Annotated in this window: 16 protein-coding genes; 5 read left to right on the top strand and 11 right to left on the bottom strand. The window is 66.5% G+C overall.

The features are described 5' to 3' along the window. Positions 1 to 298 precede the first annotated feature (298 nt). Positions 299 to 1,375, bottom strand: a complete 1,077-nt coding sequence (gene rodA / locus MRBLST15_RS10915) for a rod shape-determining protein RodA (protein WP_367785904.1) — start codon at positions 1,373 to 1,375, stop codon at positions 299 to 301. Between the two features lie 424 nt (positions 1,376 to 1,799). On the opposite strand from rodA (MRBLST15_RS10915), the gene MRBLST15_RS10910 reads away from it, so the two are divergent. Continuing rightward, positions 1,800 to 2,210, top strand: a complete 411-nt coding sequence (locus MRBLST15_RS10910; protein ID WP_265956148.1) for a hypothetical protein — start codon at positions 1,800 to 1,802, stop codon at positions 2,208 to 2,210. Between the two features lie 305 nt (positions 2,211 to 2,515). Here the strand turns inward: MRBLST15_RS10910 and rodA (MRBLST15_RS10905) are convergent, their stop codons facing one another. The 5 genes from rodA (MRBLST15_RS10905) to MRBLST15_RS10885 all read right to left on the bottom strand — a co-directional run bounded on the left by rodA (MRBLST15_RS10905) (position 2,516) and on the right by MRBLST15_RS10885 (position 8,484). Beyond that, positions 2,516 to 3,628, bottom strand: coding sequence for a rod shape-determining protein RodA (gene rodA, locus MRBLST15_RS10905; RefSeq protein ID WP_312704725.1), 1,113 nt, complete (start codon positions 3,626 to 3,628; stop codon positions 2,516 to 2,518). Beyond that, positions 3,625 to 5,703 carry a penicillin-binding protein 2 gene (gene mrdA, locus MRBLST15_RS10900; protein ID WP_367785903.1) on the bottom strand — a complete coding sequence of 693 codons (2,079 nt, stop codon included), beginning with the start codon at positions 5,701 to 5,703 and terminating at the stop codon, positions 3,625 to 3,627. Before mrdA ends, rodA (MRBLST15_RS10905) begins: the two co-directional genes overlap by 4 nt. A 3-nt stretch (positions 5,704 to 5,706) precedes the next feature. After that, positions 5,707 to 6,192 (bottom strand): rod shape-determining protein MreD, encoded by a 486-nt coding sequence (gene mreD / locus MRBLST15_RS10895; protein ID WP_265952016.1) that lies wholly within the window; start codon positions 6,190 to 6,192, stop codon positions 5,707 to 5,709. Beyond that, positions 6,189 to 7,316, bottom strand: coding sequence for a rod shape-determining protein MreC (gene mreC / locus MRBLST15_RS10890; RefSeq protein WP_367785902.1), 1,128 nt, complete (start codon positions 7,314 to 7,316; stop codon positions 6,189 to 6,191). The genes mreD and mreC overlap by 4 nt, the downstream gene beginning before the upstream one ends. A 121-nt stretch (positions 7,317 to 7,437) precedes the next feature. Continuing rightward, positions 7,438 to 8,484 carry a rod shape-determining protein gene (locus tag MRBLST15_RS10885; protein ID WP_025877255.1) on the bottom strand — a complete coding sequence of 349 codons (1,047 nt, stop codon included), beginning with the start codon at positions 8,482 to 8,484 and terminating at the stop codon, positions 7,438 to 7,440. Positions 8,485 to 8,766: 282 nt separating this feature from the next. Here MRBLST15_RS10885 and MRBLST15_RS10880 point away from each other — a divergent pair, with 282 nt between their 5' ends. Further along, positions 8,767 to 9,705 carry a carbohydrate kinase family protein gene (locus MRBLST15_RS10880; protein ID WP_049463859.1) on the top strand — a complete coding sequence of 313 codons (939 nt, stop codon included), beginning with the start codon at positions 8,767 to 8,769 and terminating at the stop codon, positions 9,703 to 9,705. 179 nt (positions 9,706 to 9,884) lie between these two features. Here MRBLST15_RS10880 and MRBLST15_RS10875 read toward each other — a convergent pair whose 3' ends face one another. The 5 genes from MRBLST15_RS10875 to ubiE form a co-directional block, all read right to left on the bottom strand. Further along, a complete protein-coding gene (locus MRBLST15_RS10875) occupies positions 9,885 to 11,858 on the bottom strand; it encodes an LTA synthase family protein (RefSeq protein ID WP_367785901.1) in 1,974 nt (657 codons plus the stop codon). Between the two features lie 310 nt (positions 11,859 to 12,168). Continuing rightward, a complete protein-coding gene (locus tag MRBLST15_RS10870; RefSeq protein WP_367785900.1) occupies positions 12,169 to 12,798 on the bottom strand; it encodes an HAD family hydrolase in 630 nt (209 codons plus the stop codon). Further along, positions 12,786 to 13,517, bottom strand: a complete 732-nt coding sequence (locus MRBLST15_RS10865; RefSeq protein WP_367785899.1) for a hypothetical protein — start codon at positions 13,515 to 13,517, stop codon at positions 12,786 to 12,788. Before MRBLST15_RS10865 ends, MRBLST15_RS10870 begins: the two co-directional genes overlap by 13 nt. A gap of 124 nt (positions 13,518 to 13,641) precedes the next feature. Further along, complete coding sequence (locus MRBLST15_RS10860; RefSeq protein ID WP_367785898.1) at positions 13,642 to 15,570, bottom strand: M1 family metallopeptidase; 1,929 nt, start codon at positions 15,568 to 15,570, stop codon at positions 13,642 to 13,644. 275 nt (positions 15,571 to 15,845) lie between these two features. Further along, the gene (gene ubiE / locus MRBLST15_RS10855) at positions 15,846 to 16,607 is read right to left on the bottom strand and encodes a bifunctional demethylmenaquinone methyltransferase/2-methoxy-6-polyprenyl-1,4-benzoquinol methylase UbiE (RefSeq protein ID WP_025877269.1); all 762 of its coding nucleotides are present in this window, start codon (positions 16,605 to 16,607) and stop codon (positions 15,846 to 15,848) included. Positions 16,608 to 16,686: 79 nt separating this feature from the next. Between ubiE and MRBLST15_RS10850 the strand changes: the two genes are divergently transcribed. From MRBLST15_RS10850 to MRBLST15_RS10840, 3 genes are all read left to right on the top strand, one after another. After that, complete coding sequence (locus MRBLST15_RS10850; RefSeq protein ID WP_005411083.1) at positions 16,687 to 17,139, top strand: nucleoside deaminase; 453 nt, start codon at positions 16,687 to 16,689, stop codon at positions 17,137 to 17,139. A gap of 200 nt (positions 17,140 to 17,339) precedes the next feature. Beyond that, the gene (locus tag MRBLST15_RS10845; RefSeq protein ID WP_367785897.1) at positions 17,340 to 17,600 is read left to right on the top strand and encodes a hypothetical protein; all 261 of its coding nucleotides are present in this window, start codon (positions 17,340 to 17,342) and stop codon (positions 17,598 to 17,600) included. Positions 17,601 to 17,675: 75 nt separating this feature from the next. Continuing rightward, on the top strand, positions 17,676 to 18,002 hold the full coding sequence (locus MRBLST15_RS10840) for a hypothetical protein (protein ID WP_265952008.1): 327 nt from the start codon (positions 17,676 to 17,678) through the stop codon (positions 18,000 to 18,002). Positions 18,003 to 18,015 lie beyond the last annotated feature (13 nt).

Here is an 18,015-nt window from a genome sequence, read left to right as displayed (position 1 = left end):
AGAGCAACAGCGGGTCGCTTCGCTCTGAGCTGAGCGCGGGCTCGGCTCTACTGGAAGCGCGGGCAACCGGCCATGCTGCTTTTGCTTTTGATCTTTTTCCTTCTTGCGTGGGTGGACGCCGCAGGAAACCGTCAGAGGCCGGGCGGGTTGGGTTCGCGGGGGTGTCCGCGCCATGGATGGCGCGGCCAAGCCTACAGGGACGTATTTACGGCGTCCCCCGCGAACCCAACCCGCCCGGCCCAATCGATGAATCGCATTGAGCGGCCACCCACGAGGGGCTGCGCCGTTGGCTGGAAACCTACGCGTGTACCGGCCGATGCCCGCACACCGCCATCACCAGACCGATGCCCGCCAGCAACGACACCGCCGAGGTGCCGCCGTAGCTGATCAGCGGCATCGGAATACCCACCACCGGCAGCAAGCCGGAAATCATCCCGCCGTTGACCAGCACGTACACGAAGAACGCCAGGCCCAGGCTGCCGGCCAACAACCGCGCGTGCGTGTCGCGTGCCTGCACCGCGATCGACAGGCAACGCCCGACCACGAACAGATACAAGGCAAACACCGTCACCACCCCGATCCAGCCGAACTCTTCGGCCAACACCGAGAACGCGAAATCAGTGGTGTACTCGGGCAGGAAATCCAACGTCGCCTGCGTGCCCTGCCCCCAGCCACGTCCCTGCATGCCACCGGAGCCAATGGCGATGCGCGACTGCAGGATGTTCCAACCGGTGCCCAAGGGATCGGCGGCAGGATCCAGGAAGGTCAGCACACGGTTCTTCTGGTACTGCCGCAGCAGCCCGAACCACGCCAGTGGCGCAGCCACCGACACCGCACTCAAGCCGGCCACCACCCAACGCCACTGCAGGCCAGCCAGCAGCAACGCAAACACGCCGCTGGCGGTCACCAGCGTGGCCGTACCCAGGTTGGGCTGCATCAGGATCAGCACCGCTGGCACCCCGATCAATACTGCTGCCGTCAGCACCGTGCGCGGTGACGGCGGCAACGGCTGACGGTGCAGATACCAGGCCATCATCAACGGCAGGCTGAGTTTGAGCAGCTCCGAGGGCTGCAGATAGAACACGCCGAGGTTGAGCCAGCGTTGCCCGTATTTACCGGTACCGATCACATACACCGCCATCAACGGCAGCATCGACAATGCATAGATGGCAGGTGTCCACGCGCGCAGGCGCAGCAGCGAGACCCGCGACAACAGCCACATCGCCACCAGGCCACCGGCGAAGCGCATCGCCTGCCCCGCCACCGGTCCGTTCACGCTGTGCAGCACCGCCAGGCCCGCGCCCATCAGGATAAACAACGCGACCAGCAACGGCAGATCGATCGTGCGCACTGCCTCACGGCAGCCGCCAAGCATTCGTTTCCATTTCACCCGTGGCACGGTAGCAACCGGCGCTTTCGCGAAGCTGTCAGCGCTGTTTGTCGCTATCGACACTCCGCGTGACGGATCCCTTTCGTGTGCGGATTTTCCGGGTTTCAAACAATTCTGATTGGAGCAGCGGGGGCTCCCGTGCACATCATGTAGTGCCACCGACAACGGGTGGCACGGGACTCCAATCCCGTTGACCCAAGTGTTGTTTACGCTTGCCAGCCGGCGTCGCTTTCTCCTTGTTGAGCGGCGTCGGCTGGCAATCCGTCCGTGCGTCTTTGGCGGGCGGTGCGTGGAGGGCCTCGTGCCCGCCGGCGCTTTCACACTTGGTCACCGGTATTGGAGCCACGCATCGTCCGCCCCCCTCGCATGCACGGGGGGTGGCCCTTGCCTACCGCACAAGGATGCCGCCATGTCCGCTTCCACCTACCCGTACCTGTTCGCCACGCTGGGCGAGGCCGCCCACCAGCTGCCGGACGACATCGCCCGCGCACTGGAAACCACGCTCACCGCCACGCAGGCCGCCAACAGTCCAGGCAGCCCTACCCTGCTGGACTGCCTGCAGCGCATCCGCCAAGTGGAAGCCGCCGACGGCCAGCCGTGGCCACGCAAGGGGCGAACGCACGCGCAGTGCATGGCGATGGCACGCATCGACCGCGCCAATGCCGGGCTGACCTTCCTGCTGGAACTGCTGCACGCCAGCGAACGCGTGCGCGTGGACGGCGACGACACGCAGCAACTGGGCGACGACGCCCGCGAAGGTCTGCTGCTGGCCTGCCGAGGCCTGTCGGAATATGTGGACGTGCAGTTGCAGGCGGCGTGATGCGTGCGTCCCTGTGGAGCCAAGCCCACGCGCGCACGCAGGCCCTGAGCCGAGCATGGCTCGGCACTACAAAGAGCGAAGCGACCCGCTTCTGCTCTGCTTTATTTCTCTTTGCGTGGGTGGCCACCGCAGGAAACTGTCCGAGGCCGGGCGGGGTGGGTTCGTGGGGGTGTCCGCGGCATGGATGCCGCGGCCAAGCCCCCAAGGATGGGTTCACGGCGTCCCCCGCGAATCCACCCCGCCCGGCCAACCACGGCTGTTGCTTTCAGCAACCACCCACGAGGGGCTGCGCCGATGGCTGGAAACTACCCGTAACCACCATGCACCGGATTGTGACGACGCACCGCCATCACCAACCCGAACCCCGCCAGCAGCGACACCGCCGACGTACCGCCGTAACTGATCAACGGCATCGGCACGCCCACCACCGGCAGCAGGCCCGAGATCATCCCGCCGTTCACCAGCACATAGACGAAGAACGCCAGACCCGTGGCACCGGCCAGCAGGCGCGAGTACGAATCGCGCGACTGGCTGGCGATCCACAGGCAGCGCCCGATCACCACCAGATACAGCGTCAGCACCAGCGCCACGCCGATCCAGCCGAACTCCTCGCTCAGCACCGAGAACGCGAAGTCCGTGGTCTGCTCGGGAATGAAATTGAGGTGCGACTGCGAGCCTTCGCCCCAGCCCTTGCCATCGAAACCACCCGAACCAATGGCGATCTTCGACTGGATGATGTTCCAGCCCGCGCCCAGCGCATCCATTTCCGGATCCAGGAACATCATGATGCGGTCCTTCTGGTACGGCCGCAGCAGCCAGAACCAGGCGACGGGTGCGACCGCGGCCACACCGCCCACGCCCAGCCCCACCCACCACCACGGCAGGCCGGCCAGCAGCAGCACGAACACACCACTGGCGGCGATCAGCACGCCGGTGCCGAAGTCCGGCTGCAGCATCACCAGCCCGGTCGGTACGCCGATGATCACCATCGCCACCAGCACCGTGTTGAAGCGCGGCGGCAGCGGCATCTTGTGCAGGTACCAGGCCACCATCATCGGCAGGCTGACCTTGAGCAGCTCGGCCGGCTGCAGGTAGAAGAACTTCAGGTCCAGCCACTGCCGGCCGTACTTGCCCGTGCCCAGCACGAACACCGCCAGCAACGGAATCATCGAGATGGCATAGATCAGCGGCGTCGCCGAGCGGATGCGCAGGATCGGCACCCGCGAGATGCCCCACATCGCCGCCAGGCCCACAGCAAAACGCACGCCCTGCGCCATCACCAGGCCATCGCCGCCAGCACTCTTCAACGTCGCCAGGCCGATCACCATCAGCGCGCCCAAGGCAAGGCACAGCAGCCAGTCGAGGCTGCTGAAGAACCGCTGCAGCATTTCGCCGGCCCAGCGCAGGAACTCCTTCATCGCGCAGCCTCCGCAGCAGGGGTCGGGCGCGTGCCGGCCGGCACGGTTGCCGCAGAAGGCGCACCGGGCGCAGGTACCGGCACAGGCTCCGGCGCAGGAACACCGATCAGCACCGGATGCTCGGCCAACTGTGCGGCCGCGATATCGCCGGCCTGGCGTGCGCCCACGTCTTCATTGTCGAAGGCAGTCGCACCGATCGCGGTGGTGCCGCGCTCGCTGTCCAGCGGCTGCATGCCTTCAGGCATCTTGCCCAGCAGCCAGGCATCGAAGATCTTGCGCGCGATCGGTGCGGCCGCCGCGCCGCCGTAACCGCCGCCTTCCACGGCGATGGCCAACGCGATCACCGGCTGCTCGGCCGGCGCGAAGCCGACGAACAGCGCACGGTGGCGCAGGTGCATCGGCAGGCTTCTGGGATTGACCGCGGCGGTGCCCTTGCGGCTGACGACCTGCGCGGTACCGGTCTTGCCCGCCATCGTGTACGGCGCGCCGGCCGCCATGCGTGCGGCGCTGCCGCCGGGAAGCATGGTGGCCATCATGCCTTCGCGCACGGCCTGAAGATTGTTCGGGTTGGGGCTGACCGGCTTGCTCGGGCCGGGCTCTGTCGCCACCCAGTCACTGTCGAAACCCGCACGCTGCTGCATCACCAGGTGCGGCGTGCGCAGCTGGCCATTGGCCAGGCCGCTGACACCACGGGCCAGCTGCAGCGGGGTGACCTTCCAGTCACCCTGGCCGATGCTGATGTTCACCGTGTCGCCGGGATACCACGCTTCCTTGCGGCTCTTCCGCTTGTAGGCCGGCGACGGCAGGATGCCGGAGATCTCGCCGGTCAGATCGATGCCGGTCGGCTGGCCGAAGCCGTAGTACTCCATGTAGTGGTCGAACCGCTCGATGCCCAGGTCCAACGCCAGCCGGTAGTAATACGTATTGACCGACTGCGCGATGGACTTGCGCAGATCGGTCCAGCCGTGACCGCCACGGTGCGAATCGCCCCAGCCACGCGAGGTGCCCGGCAGGTAGAACATGCCGGTCGACAGCACCTTGTCCTCCGGACGACGAACGCCCGAATCGAGGCCGGCCAGGCCAATCAACGGCTTCAGGGTGGAACCGGGAGCGACGCCGCCGAGTACCAGGCGATTGAACTGCGGGCGCGACGGGTTGTCGTTCAGCGCCTTGAAATCAGCATGCGAGATGCCGTTCACGAACAGGTTCGGGTCGTAGGACGGCAGGCTGACCATTGCCAGCACTTCACCGGTACGCGGGTCCATCGCCACCGCCGAGCCTTCCTGATCGCCGAAGGCGGCCACCATCGCGCGCTGCAGGTCGGCGTCGATCGACAGACGCAGGTCGGCGCCGGATTGCGCGGCGACACGGCCGATGGTGCGGATCGCGCGGCCCTGCACGTTGGTCTCGACCTGCTCGTAGCCGACCTTGCCGCGCAGTTCCTGCTCGTAATAGCGCTCCAGGCCGGACTTGCCGATGTGGGTCAGCGCGGCATTGCCTTCGCCGAGGATCTCCAGATCCCTGTCGTCCACGCGGCCGACGTAGCCGATGATGTGCGCGAACAGGTCGCCATAGGGATAGCGACGGGTCAGGTAGGGCTCCAGCTCGACGCCGGGAAAGCGCCAGCGGTCCACGGCGAAGCGCGCCATTTCTTCATCGCTCATGCGCAGCTTCAGCGTGACCGGCAGAAACTTGCGGCGCGCCTTGCGCGACTTGTTGAACGCTTCCAGCTCTTCCGGGCTGATCTGGATGATCTTCGCCAGCCCTTCCAGGGTGGCATCCATGTCCTTGACCTTGTCCGGGGTCACATCCAGGCGGAACGCCGGCACGTTCTCGGCCAGCAGGCGACCGTTGCGGTCATAGATCATGCCGCGCCCTGGCACTACCGGCCGCGGCTTGATGCGGTTGGCTTCGGAGCGGGTGGCGTAGATGTCGTGGTCCAGCACCTGCAGCTTGAAGTACCAGCCGCCCAGGCCCAGCAGGCAGACCAGCACGCCGAAGAAGCCCAGCGCCGCGCGGCGCCGGAACTGTTCGGCTTCGGCGTGCGGATTCTTGACCTGGCGGCGCGGCAGCATGGCTCAGCGCCCGCGCTTGCCGAAGCGCACCGCATCCAGCAGCACGAACACCAGCGGCCACAGGCCCATGCCGAGCAGCGGTGCCCACCAGTACGACCACGGCAGGGTGGGCTCGCCCACCATGATGTGGACCAGCGCGCTGACGATGCGGTCGTTGAACAGCAGGCCGCCGATGGCCAGCATCTGCTGCGACATCGGGAAGAAGCGGATGCGCGCGCGGAAGCGCTGCAGGATGAAGGCCAGCATCACCAGCCGCAACGCCTGTTCGCCCAGCACCCCGCCATACAGCAGGTCGGCGACGACGCCGCTGGCGAAGGCGATGCCAAGACCGACGCGCTCGGGCGCTTCGATCACCCAGTAGGCCAGCACCAGGGCCAGCCAATACGGGCGCAGCGGCTGCAGCAGCGTCGGCAACGGCAGCAGGCCCAGCAGCAGGGCCACCACCACGCTGGCCGGCAGCACCCAGCGGTTGTCGCGAAGGCGGCTCATCGTTGCGCCTCCGGCTGCGGTTGGGTCTGCTGCGGTTGCCGGCCAGCGGCCGGCACTACCGGAGAGGTTTGCGTCGCCGAAGGTGTGGGGGCAGCCGTCCCCGTCGAAGACGAGGACGGTTGCCGGCCAGCGACCGGCACTCCCGTGGAGCTGGCTGGGGGAGAGCCCCCCTCTTGTTGAGGAGGGCGCGCCGAAGGCGCGGGGGTAAGGTGGGATGCCCCCTCGGCAGCCTGTTTTGCCGAAGGCGAACCTGGCTGAAGCGATTCGCTGGCCGCAGGCAAGCGAATGGCAGCGCCGGGGCGCAGCAGCAGCACGTCGCGACCGCGATCAAGCTGCGCGGCCGGTTTCAGTTCACCCACCAGGAAGGCATGGGTATCGTCCGGGCGCAGCGCGGTGATGGTGCCCACCGGGAATCCGGCCGGGAAGCGACCGCCAAGCCCGGACGTGACGATCTCATCGCCCACTTCCACGCCGGCGCTGAGCGGGATGTCGCGCAGTTCCAGCTTGTCGCCGCGGCCGTAGACGATCAGGCGCACGCCGTTGCGGGCCACGGTCACCGGCACCGCGTGGTCGGGGTCGGTCAGCAACAGCACGGTGGAACTGCCCGCAGTCACGTTGATCACCTGGCCCATCAGGCCGCCGGAATCGATCACCGCCTGGCCGACGTGCACGCCTTCGCGGCTGCCAGCATCCAGCACCAGGCGCTGCTTGACCGGGTCCAGGTCGATGTCCAGGATCGGCGCCAGCTGCACGTCCAGGCCACTGCGCTCGGCCACGTTCAGCAGTTCGCGCAGCTGGGCGTTGTCCAGCGCGGCGGTCTGCAGACGGGTCAGGCGGGCGTTGGCCAGCAGCAGCTGGTTGCGCAGCTCGCGGTTCTCGGTGACCAGCTGGCCGTGGCTGGCGGCGGAGTCGCGCACCTGCCCGCCGAGCTTGCCGGGCAGGCCGGCCAGGGCCCACACCGGCTGCACCAGGCTGTTGGCCTGCTCGCGCAGACGCGCCAGCCAGCCGGCCTGGTCGTCAAGGACGATCAAGGTGATTGCCAGTGCGAGATAGGCCAGCAGCCGCAGCGGGCTGGCGGCATCACCGGATCGGGAAGCGACGGGAGGTCCGGCGTAGGGCGGCACGGCAGCGATTCAACTGGCAGAAGACGGATGGGAAACACGCGGGCGCCCCGCCGGTGCCGGCCCGCCGATGTGGCAGGCCGCACCCCGGAGGGGCGCTGCGGGCGCAGGCAGCCGGGACGGCTTATTCCGGCGCAAAGAACTCGTTGCCGTGCATGTCGACCAGTTCCAGCGCACGACCGCCACCGCGGGCCACGCAGGTCAGCGGGTCGTCAGCCACCTGCACGTGCAGACCGGTCTCCTCGGAAATCAGGCGGTCCATGTCGCGCAGCAGTGCGCCACCACCGGTCAGCACGATGCCGCGCTCGGCGACGTCGGCGCACAGTTCCGGCGGGGTCTGCTCCAGTGCCAGCTTGACCGCGCTGACAATGCCCGACAGCGGCTCGTGCAGCGCTTCAAGCACTTCGTTGGAGCTGATCTTGATCATCTTCGGCACGCCCTCGGCGAGGTTGCGGCCGGAGATTTCCATCTCGATCGCTTCCGCCTGCGGGTAGGCACAGCCCAGTTCGACCTTGATGCGCTCGGCGGTGGCTTCACCGATCAGCATGCCGTGGTTGCGGCGCACGTAGTTGGTGATCGATTCGTCGAAGCGGTCGCCGCCGATGCGTACCGACGCGGAATAGACGATGCCGTTGAGCGAGATCACCGCCACCTCGGTGGTGCCGCCGCCGATATCGATGACCATCGAGCCACGGGCTTCGGTGACCGGCATGCCGGCGCCGATCGCGGCTGCCATCGGCTCTTCGATCAGGAACACGTCACGGGCACCGGCCTCCTCGGCCGACTCCTTGATCGCGCGGCGCTCGACCTGGGTCGAGCCGGCCGGAACGCAGACCAGCACGCGCGGGCTCGGGCGCAGGAAGCGCGACTTGTGCACCTTCTTGATGAAGTGCTTGAGCATCGCCTCGGTGTAGGTGAAATCGGCGATGACGCCGTCCTTCATCGGGCGGATGGTGGTGATGTGGCCCGGGGTACGGCCGAGCATCTGCTTGGCCTCGGCGCCAACGGCTGCCACCGACCGGGTACCACCAATGGCGCGATCCTGGCGCACTGCGACCACGGACGGTTCGTTCAGCACGATTCCCTGCCCACGCACATAGATGAGGGTGTTGGCCGTGCCCAGGTCGATGGACAGGTCATTGGAGAACATGCCGCGCAGTTTCTTGAACATCTGGGAGTTGATCCTGAGGGGTGTCGCGCCCAACGCGGGATGGCGAAAAAATGGGCAGAAATCGAGGTCGACAAGCCTAGCAACCCGCCTGCCGCCGAGCAAGGAGAAATCCAGCTGAACCCGCGCCTTCACAGGCTTTCGGCCTGATCAGGCATCACCCGGTTCTGGCCCTGAGCGGCACCAGCGGGTAACCTTTGCGCCGTCGGGCGCCCAAGGGCGCCGTTTGCTTGCCTGCCGAAGTGGGCCGGCCCACCCCAAAATTCACCGCATAGGCTTACATCGATGTCCGCTCTGATCTGTGGTTCTCTTGCCTTTGACACCATCATGGTGTTCCCGGACCAGTTCAAGAATCACATCCTGCCGGACAAGGTGCACATCCTGAACGTGTCGTTCCTGGTGCCGCGCATGCGCCGCGAGTTCGGCGGCTGCGCCGGCAACATCGCCTACAACCTGCACCTGCTGGGTGGCGATCCGATCCCGATGGGCACGGTGGGTTCGGACTTCGGCCCGTACCGCGAGCACTTCGATGCACTGGGCATCGACCTCACCCGCGTGCGCGTGATCGATGAGCTGTTCACCCCGCAGGCGTTCATCACCACCGACCACGACAACAACCAGATCACCGCCTTCCACCCGGGCGCGATGATGCGTTCCTACGAAAACCACGTGCGCGACGTGCCGGGCGTCAGCCTGGGCCTGGTCGGCCCGGACGGCCGCGAAGGCATGATCCAGAACGCGCTGGAATTCCACGAAGACGGCGTGCCGTTCATCTTCGACCCGGGCCAGGCGATGCCGCTGTTCAACGGCCCGGAACTGCGCGAGTTCATCGAGCAGGCCGATTACGTGGTGGTCAACGACTATGAGTCGAACCTGCTGCAGGAACGCACCGGCTGGAACGAAAAAGAGATCGTCAGCCGGGTCAAGGCCTACATCACCACCCGCGGCCCGAAGGGCGCGGTGATCCATACCCCGGAAAAGAGCTACGACATCCCGCCGGCGCACGAGCGTCGCGTGGTCGATCCGACCGGCTGTGGCGACGCCTTCCGCGCCGGCCTGATCTACGGCATCCAGAAGGGTTTCGACTGGCTGACCATCGGCCGCATGGGCAACCTGATGGGCGCGCTGAAGGTCGAACACCCAGGCACCCAGAACCAGCGCTTCACCTTTGATGAGTTCAATGAGCAGTTCAAGCAGCAGTTCGGTTACGCGTTGAGCGTGTAACCGAACTGCCCGCGCACCCGCTCGGTGGGTGTCGACCTTGGTCGACACCGCCGGCCAGCGGCCGGCACCGCTCTGGTAGCGCCGGTGCCATGCCCGGCGGCTTTCCGACCAGACACCTTCGATTCTGGATGCAGCACGCGCTTCGCGCTCGCCGGGCATGGCCCGGCGCTACCCCCAGCTCAGGGCTTGGCCTTCTCCGGCAAGCGGTACAGCTCTTTTTCGTAGGCCAGCGTGCCCCACATCGCGTAGGCATGTGCGCGCCGCGCCAGTTCCGGCCGCAGCGGCTGCGGCTGCAACTGATCGCTGGCCGGGTCGTAGCGGAAGCCCTGCGCTGGCTTGTCCGGCTGCAGGATGGCCACATCGTTACCCTCCATCCACGCCAGGTTGCGGTCGTACTGCATCAGCGCGCGTCCCGGCTGCAGCCGTTGCAGGTCGGTCAGGTCCTGCCCCACCGTGGGGGTGGGATCGGCAATGCCCAGCAGTGACAACAGCGTCGGCGGCAGATCGATCTGGCTGACGATGCGGGTATCGCGGCGCGCCTCGATGCCGCCGCCGAGGATCAACCCGGGAATATGGAAGTTGCCGATCGGCACCATGTTCTTGCCGAACACCCGCGAATCATGGTCAGCCACCACCAGGAACACGGTGTCCTCCCAGTACGGTGAGGCCATCGCCTTGCGGAAGAACTCGCCCAGCGCGTAGTCGGCGTACTTGGCAGCGTTGTCGCGGGTCTGTTTCGGCTGCTCGTACAGGTCGATGCGGCCGTCCGGGAACTCGAACGGATCGTGGTTGCTGGAGGTGAACACCAGGCCGAAGAACGGCTTGCCCTGCGCTTTCAGCTGCCGGAACTGCTGGTCGGCGCGGCCGAACAGGTCTTCATCCGACGCGCCCCAAGAGCCGACAAATGCCGGCTTGCGGTAATCCTTGCGGTCCACGATGCGGGTGAAGCCGTTGGCGAGGAAGAACTCGCGCATGTTGTCGAAGTGGCTTTCGCCGCCGTAATAGAAGCCGGTGTCGTAGCCATGCCGCCCCAGCACATCGGCCAGGGTGAAAAAGCGCTGGCGGCTGGCAGGCAGCTTCACCACCGATTCGGCCGGGGTCGGCGGGAACCCGGTCAGGACCGCCTCGATGCCGCGCACCGAACGCGTGCCGGTGGCATACAGCCGCTCGAACGCCCAACCCTGTGTGCTCAGGCGATCGTAGTTGGGTGACAACGGTCGTCCGCCGAGACTGCCGATGAACTGCGCGCCCAGGCTTTCTTCCAGCACGATCACCAGATTGCGCGGCTTGCCCTGGTACTGCGGCGGACGCAGCACCAGGCTCGGCAACACGTCGGAGACGTACGCCGATGCCGGCAGGCCGCTGCTGGCGCGCAGTTCGCTGACCACCTCGGCAAGCGGCAGGTCACCGTAGACGCGAGAGGTTTCGCTGCGGGTCGCCAGTTGCCGCGCGGCATAGCCGACGGTGTACAGCGAATTCAGCGGCAAGGCGTTGATGGTGGGGTCGGTGGAGAATGCCACCAGCGCCGGATTCAAGGGCCGATGACCCAGGCTGGAACGCACGCCCAGCGCCGCCAGCAGCAGCACCAGCAACGCCAATGGCAGCCGCCATAGCCATCCGGCTTCGACTGCGACCGTCGGGCTGTTGCCGACCCAGCGCCGCGACCCGCGAAGCAATGCCCAGAACAGCACGATCACCGCTGCTACTTCGATCACCACAGCCACCAGATGACCGCGCAGCAGCGTCATCCCGACTTCTTCGGGATAGATCAGATATTCCAGGAACAGGCGATTGGGGCGCAGGCCGTACTCGGCCATGAAGCTCGGCGTGGCCAGCTCCATGAACACCAGCAGCACGCTCGCCAGGATCAGCCACCACCGCAGCAGATGGCGCCAGGCGCGGCCCATGCGCCCTTCCAGCGGCAACAGCAGCGCCAGCACTGCCGGGATGCCGTACAGCAGGCACAGGGTGGCCACATCCACCCGCAGGCCCTGCAGCAGCACCGTGGCCCAGCCATCGGCAGCACTGACCCGCGCAGCGTGCCACAGCGCCAACCCCAGTCGCGACAACGACAGGGCGGCCAGGCCAAACAGGAAGAAGGCGGCAATCGGACACAGACGCCGGTACAGCGACACCCACACAGCTCGGAGCATGAAAGGAATCCAGAAATGGAGCCAAGGACACCCATGCCCCATCCTTGGCAGCGGGCCACACCGTACAACGTGCAACCCGACACACCCGCCAGCGCGGCAGGACCACCCGCCGCCACCTCCAACGCTCGCCGCAGCGCCGATCAGGCCGCGGCAGTGAGCGGCGACGGTTCCCCGACCACCTGCGCTTCACCCCCTGCCGGGCGTTAGAAGCGCGTCCAGGCGGCCTCGCACAATACACTGTGATGACAGTCGAGAGTTGACCGCCGGCGCGGTCCTCAGGTGCCCGCCACAACGCGTCGAGCGCGCCGCGCTAGCCTCGCCAGCGCTCCAGCACGGCCGCGCAATCGGCCAGGTGCCAACAGGCCATGTCCGGCCACAGGTTGTCCGGGGCATTGACCAGCAGCGTGCGGCTGCCCGCCGCGCGGCCGCATTCCAGATCGAAGCGGTAGTCGCCTACCATCACCACCTGCGAAGGTTCCACCTGCCAACGCCGCAGGAAGTACTGCAGCCCGGCCGGTGAGGGTTTCGGCTCGGCCTCGTCGCGGCCGATGATGTCGTCTTCGGCAAAGACGTCGCCCAGCCCGATCGCCTGCAGGGTGACCTGCGCCAGGCTGCGCACGTTGCGGGTCAGGATGCCCAGCCGGCAGCCGGCGCCCTGCAGCGCGCGTACCAGCGCCACCGCTCCCGTTGCCGGCTGGGAAGCAGCGGCCAGCGCACGCTCGTGCGCCAGCAGCCAGGCGTGCTTGGCGCTGGCCTCTGCGGCCGGCAACCCGGCCAGATGGGTGAGGATGTCATCCTCCTGCGGAATCGCCAGTTCGCGCTTGATCCGCGCGAAATCATGCACCGCCACGGTCAGCGTGCCATCCATGTCGAACACCCAGTGGCGGATCGCCGACAGCGACGAAGCAGCCGCCGGTGCCTGCACGGTCAACGCCACCACGCCGGCATGCGGCTGGCATCCACGCCACCGGTCTCGAACACGGCCGTGCGCGTGCCACCGGCCTTGACCGGGAATTCGATGCGGATCGACTTGCCCTTGGCTGCCAGCTTCCATAGCGCCTTCTGGTCGGTGATGAACAGGGCGATCGCCTCGTCGGTCTTCGGCCGCCATGCCGCCATGGAGATCGGCTTGCCATCGTCCACCGTGACTTTCACCGTGCACTGCGGGCAGCGGAAATCGCCGGCCTGCAGCACCAGGTAGGCATGACGCTTCCATTCGGGATGATCGCGGAACACCAGCTGCACCGGCTTGGCGCCGCTGCCATCCACGTCCACCCGCTCCTTGCTGAAGATCTGTGCCGACACCTGGTTGCCCTTGCTGCCGACCGGAATCTGGTTGTACTGCCACAGCGCCTGCATGCGGCGCAGGTCGCGCGCGGCATCGCCCTTGGCCTTGACCTCGTCGAAGCCGGCGGCGATGCGCTCGGCGGCGGCGGTGTCCTTGTACTGGTCCAGCAGCGAGGCGCCATGCAGGCGCGCGCGCTCCCAGTCCTGCGCGGCCACGGCCATGTCGTACTGCTTGGCCACATCCTCGGCCTTGGCTTCCTTCTGCGCCTGTACGGCGGCAGCGGCGGCCTCCTGCGCCTTGCGTTCTTCCTCGGGGTTGCTGCAGGCGGCCAGGGCCAGCGTGCAGGCGGTGAGCAGGATCAGTCGTTTCATGGAGGAGGTCCTTCGTGTTTGCGCTTTTTTGTAGAGTCGAGCCATGCTCGACTGCTGTTGAAAAGCCCATCGAGCATGGCTCGACTCTACAAAAAAAGCGCCGGGCAGTGCCCGGCGCGTTTTCTTACTTGGCTTCAGCCTTGGCCAGCATGTCCTGCACCGAGGCGGTGGTGATCGGGTGGTAGCCCGGCTTGGCCTTCTCGAACGCCTGCTTGGCCAGCTCCAGCCCCTTCGGGGTCTTCACCAATTCAGCGTAGATCGGCAGGATCAGCTTGCGACGGCCGACACGCTCGATGAACGCGGCAGCCGCTTCATTGGCCTGCTCGTAGCCGCTGCGGATGGTCAGCGGGTACCAGCGCATGGCGATCTCGCCATTCGGGGTGCCGGTGAAGTGGAAGGCCTTGTCCAGCGTGGCCAGCTTGTCCAGCGGCTGGGTGGCGCCCAGGCCGTCGATGAAGCGCACCCACTCCTGGGTGCTCCACTCAGCGATCACCTGGCTGCTTGGCACGGTGCCGGCGCTGGCGAAGGCGATGCGCGCGGTATCGACGCTGCTGAAGTTGCGCGACTGCGCCTTGGCCGCGAACGACGGAATGCCCGGCTCGTCCAGCCACGCCTTCAGTTCGGCCTCGGTGACCGCCGACGGATTCTTCGGCAGCAGGTTCTTCTTCAGGTACTCGACGAACTGGTCGGTGTTGGCGCTCTGGAAGGCGTGGTCATCGAACCAGCCGCGCAGGAACGGATCGAAGGTTTCGCGGCCGAAACGCTGTTCCAGGAATTCCAGGAACCACGAACCCTTGACGTAGGCCACCTGGCTGAGGGCTTCGTCCGGGTCACGTTCGTTCAGCGGCGGCAGCGCCAGCGCCTGGTCGGCCGGGCTCATGTCCTTCACTTCGGCCAGCAGATCGGTCTGGTCGATCTGCTTTTCCATCTCGGCCATCTCCTTGCCGTACAGGGCTTCGGTGATGCGGCCCTGGACGTAGGTGGTGAAGCCTTCGTTGAGCCAGATGTCCTTCCAGCTGGCGTTGGTCACCAGGTTGCCCGACCAGCTGTGCGCCAGTTCATGGGCGACCAGCGAGACCAGCGACTTGTCGCCGACGATCACGGTCGGCGTGGCGAAGGTCAGGCGCGGGTTTTCCATGCCGCCGAACGGGAACGACGGCGGCAGCACCAGCATGTCGTAGCGGCCCCAGCGGTATTCGCCGTACAGCTTCTCGGCGGCCCCGATCATCTTCTCGGTGTCTTCGAATTCCTTGGCGGCCTTGTTGACCATGGTCGGCTCGGCCCAGACGCCGGAGCGGCCGGAGATCGGCTCGAACACCAGGTCGCCGGCGGCGATGGCCAGCAGGTAGGACGGAATCGGCTGCGGCATCTTGAAGGTGTAGTCACCGTCACGCGCGGCCTTGGGATCGTTGTCGGCGCTCATCAGCACCATCACGTCCGGGCGCGAGACCACGTGCGCGCTGTAGGTGAAGCGCACGCTCGGGGTGTCCTGCAACGGTACCCAGGAACGGGCGTGGATCGCCTGCGACTGGCTGAACATGAAGGGCAGCTTCTTGCCCTCGGTCATCGACGGCGCCAGCCACTGCAGGCCCGAAGCGGTCGGTGCGGTGTGGTAGGTCACTTCGACCTTGGCCGGCTGTTCCGGGGTTTCGATGGTCAGCTTGCTGCCGAACACCTTGTCGGCCGGGGCCAGCACGAACTGCAGCGGGCTGCGCGCACCGTCAGCGGCGATCGCTTCGACCTTGGCGATGCTCAGCTCGCGGGTGTCCAGCACCAGCTGCTTGGCGTCCTTCTGCTTCCATTCCAGGGTGTAGGTGGCGGTGCCGCCGATCTGCTTCTGGTCGAAGTCCAGCTTCAGGTCCAGCGCGATGTCCTTGACGACGACCTTGTCCGGCTCGGCGTACGAGCTTTCATCGTGGCTGCGGTTTTCGGCGTTCACGGGGGCGGCGGGAGCCTTCTGGGCAGTCGGGGCGGCGGCGGGTGCGGCCGCCTCCTGGGAGCAGCCGGCGGCCAGGGCCACGGCCAGCGGAAGGAGCATCAGCGGATTGCGCATGAATCGGGACCGTTACGGGGGATCAAACCCCAATGGTACCTCTCCCCCGGCCGGGAAGCGTTGCGCGGTGCGGGGTAATGGTCGCCCCCGCGATGGCCCGGCAGGTGCCAACCAAGGTTGGCAACTACCACGGCGGATTGCTGCGTCATCGCTCGCGGGCGGGCCCTGGGCCCACCTTCCTGCCTCTGGTAGGTGCCAACCTTGGTTGGCACGGATCCATCACCGCTCGCGAACGGGCATGTGCCAACCAAGGTTGGCACCTACCAAAGCGAGGCTTACAGCTTGTAGCCGGAGTGGATCGAGACGATGCCGCCGGTCAGGTTCTTGTAGTGGCAGCGCTCGAAGCCCGCCTGTCCCATCATCGCCTTCAGCTCTTCCTGCGGCGGATGCTTGCGGATGCTCTCGGCCAGGTACTGGTAGCTGTCCGAATCGTTGGCGAACAGCTTGCCCAGCTTCGGCAGGATCTTGAACGAGTGGAAGTCGTAGATCGGCTTGAACCAGTCCGCAGTGACTTCGGAGAACTCCAGCACGCGTGCCTGGCCACCCACCTTCAGCACGCGGAACATCTCGCGCAGGCCAGCGTCCTTGTCGGTCACGTTGCGCAGGCCAAAGGCGATGGTCACCAGGTCGAAGCTGTTGTCCGGGAACGGCAGGGCTTCGGCGTTGCACTGCACGTAGTCCAGGCCGAGCACCAGGCCGCGGTTGGTCAGGCGGTCACGGCCGACCGACAGCATGCCGGCGTTGATGTCGCCCAGCACCACCGAACCCTCGGCACCGACCCGCTCCTTCAGCAGCGCGGCGATATCGCCGGTGCCACCGGCCAGGTCGAGCACGCGGTCACCCGGCTTCACCTGCGCGGTGGCTACGTAGTAGCGCTTCCATGCCCGGTGCACGCCCATGCTCATCAGGTCGTTCATCAGGTCGTAGTTGCGCGCGACCGACGTGAACACCTGGCCGACCAGCTTCTGCTTGTCCTTGGCGTCAACGTCGCGGAACCCGAAATGGGTGGTACCGGATTTGTAGGGGGATTCGCTCATGCCCCGATTATCGCACCGCCGGGCCCCTGCGGGGAACGCTGGCCGTATCATGGCGCCCCACGACCTACCGGAGCCCCGCATGATCACCACGCCCGACTACCAGGCCCTGCTGCAGACCGCCATTGCCGAAGCCCGCCAGGGCCTGGCCGAAGGCGGTGTGCCGATCGGCGCGGCGCTGTACCACAACGACGGCCGCCTGCTCGGCTGCGGCCACAACCGCCGCGTGCAGGAAGGCGACCCGTCCGTGCATGGCGAGACCGATGCCTTCCGCAAGGCCGGCCGCCAGCGCCGCTACCAGGACACCATCATGGTCACCACCCTGGCGCCCTGCTGGTACTGCTCGGGCCTGGTGCGGCAGTTCAACATCGGCACGGTGGTGGTCGGCGAATCGCGCACCTTCCAGGGCGGCATCGACTGGCTGCGCGAAAACGGCGTCAACGTGATCGACCTGGACAGCCAGGAGTGCGTGGACCTGCTCGGCGGTTTCATTGCGCAACATCCGGAAATCTGGAACGAAGACATCGGCGAATGAGCATCCGCTACGGCTGATGAGTCCGCCTTGATGAACGCTTCAGTGCCGGCACAGCCTTGTGCCGGCAGCGTCTGCCTGCTTCAACGTGAACTGCTGCGCAGTCAGCTGCGTGCAGTGCATACGCGCCACTAACATCCTGCTGCGCCGCCACGTCTAGGGTGGAAGGCAACCGGGGCCCCCGCCCCGGGTTGGAGCCGACCATGCAAGCGCATGCCGTACGTCCTCCCAGCGACCCGGCCCTGGCCGCGATCTGGGACCGACTGCAGCAGCAATACGCACTGCACCAGCGCAGTGCCTCGTTCTGGAGCGCCTACCAGGACATGCAGCAGGATCTGCTGCACGACCATCCCCGCGACCTGGTGCGCCTGTGCAATGCGATGGCCGCCATGGCCGAACGCCTGGGTGCAGTTGAACACGCACAACTGCTGCGCCATCGCCACGCTGGCTGCACATCGCGCTGACGCGCCATGCACCACCGCCCGGGCCACACTGTAATGGGCCCTCACTCCCTTTCACCTTCAACCGATTGGATCGTCATGCACGCTGAAGTTCCCGCCATTCCCCCGGTCATCAATGTCGATGCGGAGCTGGATTACTGGCGCCGCCAGCACGCCGATGGCGCACTCGCGCACACCTCGTTCGGCACCTATGTGCCGTGGATCAAGTTCGCCTGTGATTCGCTGATCACCCAACCACGCGCCAGCAATGCGCAGCGCGATGAGCTGTTCCAGACCCAGTACGCCCTGCAGATCATGCCGCGCATGACCGAAGAGCAGGCCCGCGAATTCGTCGAACGCTGCTGGCAGCACGTCTACCTGGCCAGCCCGGTGCGCAGCCAGGAAGCACCGCGCCTGCGCGCCTGAGCCCACGCTCGAC

Origin of the sequence: Stenotrophomonas sp. LST15-1-1.1 (assembly GCF_040815575.1) — a bacterium.
Lineage (GTDB): Bacteria > Pseudomonadota > Gammaproteobacteria > Xanthomonadales > Xanthomonadaceae > Stenotrophomonas > Stenotrophomonas lactitubi_B.
This window is presented reverse-complemented; position numbering and strand designations above follow the sequence as displayed.

Bases quoted from the DNA above. Each gene is read 5' to 3' on its own strand.
- ubiE (WP_025877269.1), bottom strand. From the start codon at position 16,607: ATGAGCGAATCCCCCTACAAATCCGGTACCACCCATTTCGGGTTCCGC.
- MRBLST15_RS10865 (WP_367785899.1), bottom strand. From the start codon at position 13,517: ATGAAACGACTGATCCTGCTCACCGCCTGCACGCTGGCCCTGGCCGCC.
- MRBLST15_RS10850 (WP_005411083.1), top strand. From the start codon at position 16,687: ATGATCACCACGCCCGACTACCAGGCCCTGCTGCAGACCGCCATTGCC.
- MRBLST15_RS10845 (WP_367785897.1), top strand. From the start codon at position 17,340: ATGCAAGCGCATGCCGTACGTCCTCCCAGCGACCCGGCCCTGGCCGCG.
- rodA (WP_367785904.1), bottom strand. From the start codon at position 1,375: ATGCTTGGCGGCTGCCGTGAGGCAGTGCGCACGATCGATCTGCCGTTG.
- MRBLST15_RS10880 (WP_049463859.1), top strand. From the start codon at position 8,767: ATGTCCGCTCTGATCTGTGGTTCTCTTGCCTTTGACACCATCATGGTG.
- mrdA (WP_367785903.1), bottom strand. From the start codon at position 5,703: ATGCTGCCGCGCCGCCAGGTCAAGAATCCGCACGCCGAAGCCGAACAG.
- mreD (WP_265952016.1), bottom strand. From the start codon at position 6,192: ATGAGCCGCCTTCGCGACAACCGCTGGGTGCTGCCGGCCAGCGTGGTG.
- MRBLST15_RS10910 (WP_265956148.1), top strand. From the start codon at position 1,800: ATGTCCGCTTCCACCTACCCGTACCTGTTCGCCACGCTGGGCGAGGCC.
- MRBLST15_RS10840 (WP_265952008.1), top strand. From the start codon at position 17,676: ATGCACGCTGAAGTTCCCGCCATTCCCCCGGTCATCAATGTCGATGCG.
- MRBLST15_RS10875 (WP_367785901.1), bottom strand. From the start codon at position 11,858: ATGCTCCGAGCTGTGTGGGTGTCGCTGTACCGGCGTCTGTGTCCGATT.
- MRBLST15_RS10860 (WP_367785898.1), bottom strand. From the start codon at position 15,570: ATGCGCAATCCGCTGATGCTCCTTCCGCTGGCCGTGGCCCTGGCCGCC.
- rodA (WP_312704725.1), bottom strand. From the start codon at position 3,628: ATGAAGGAGTTCCTGCGCTGGGCCGGCGAAATGCTGCAGCGGTTCTTC.
- MRBLST15_RS10885 (WP_025877255.1), bottom strand. From the start codon at position 8,484: ATGTTCAAGAAACTGCGCGGCATGTTCTCCAATGACCTGTCCATCGAC.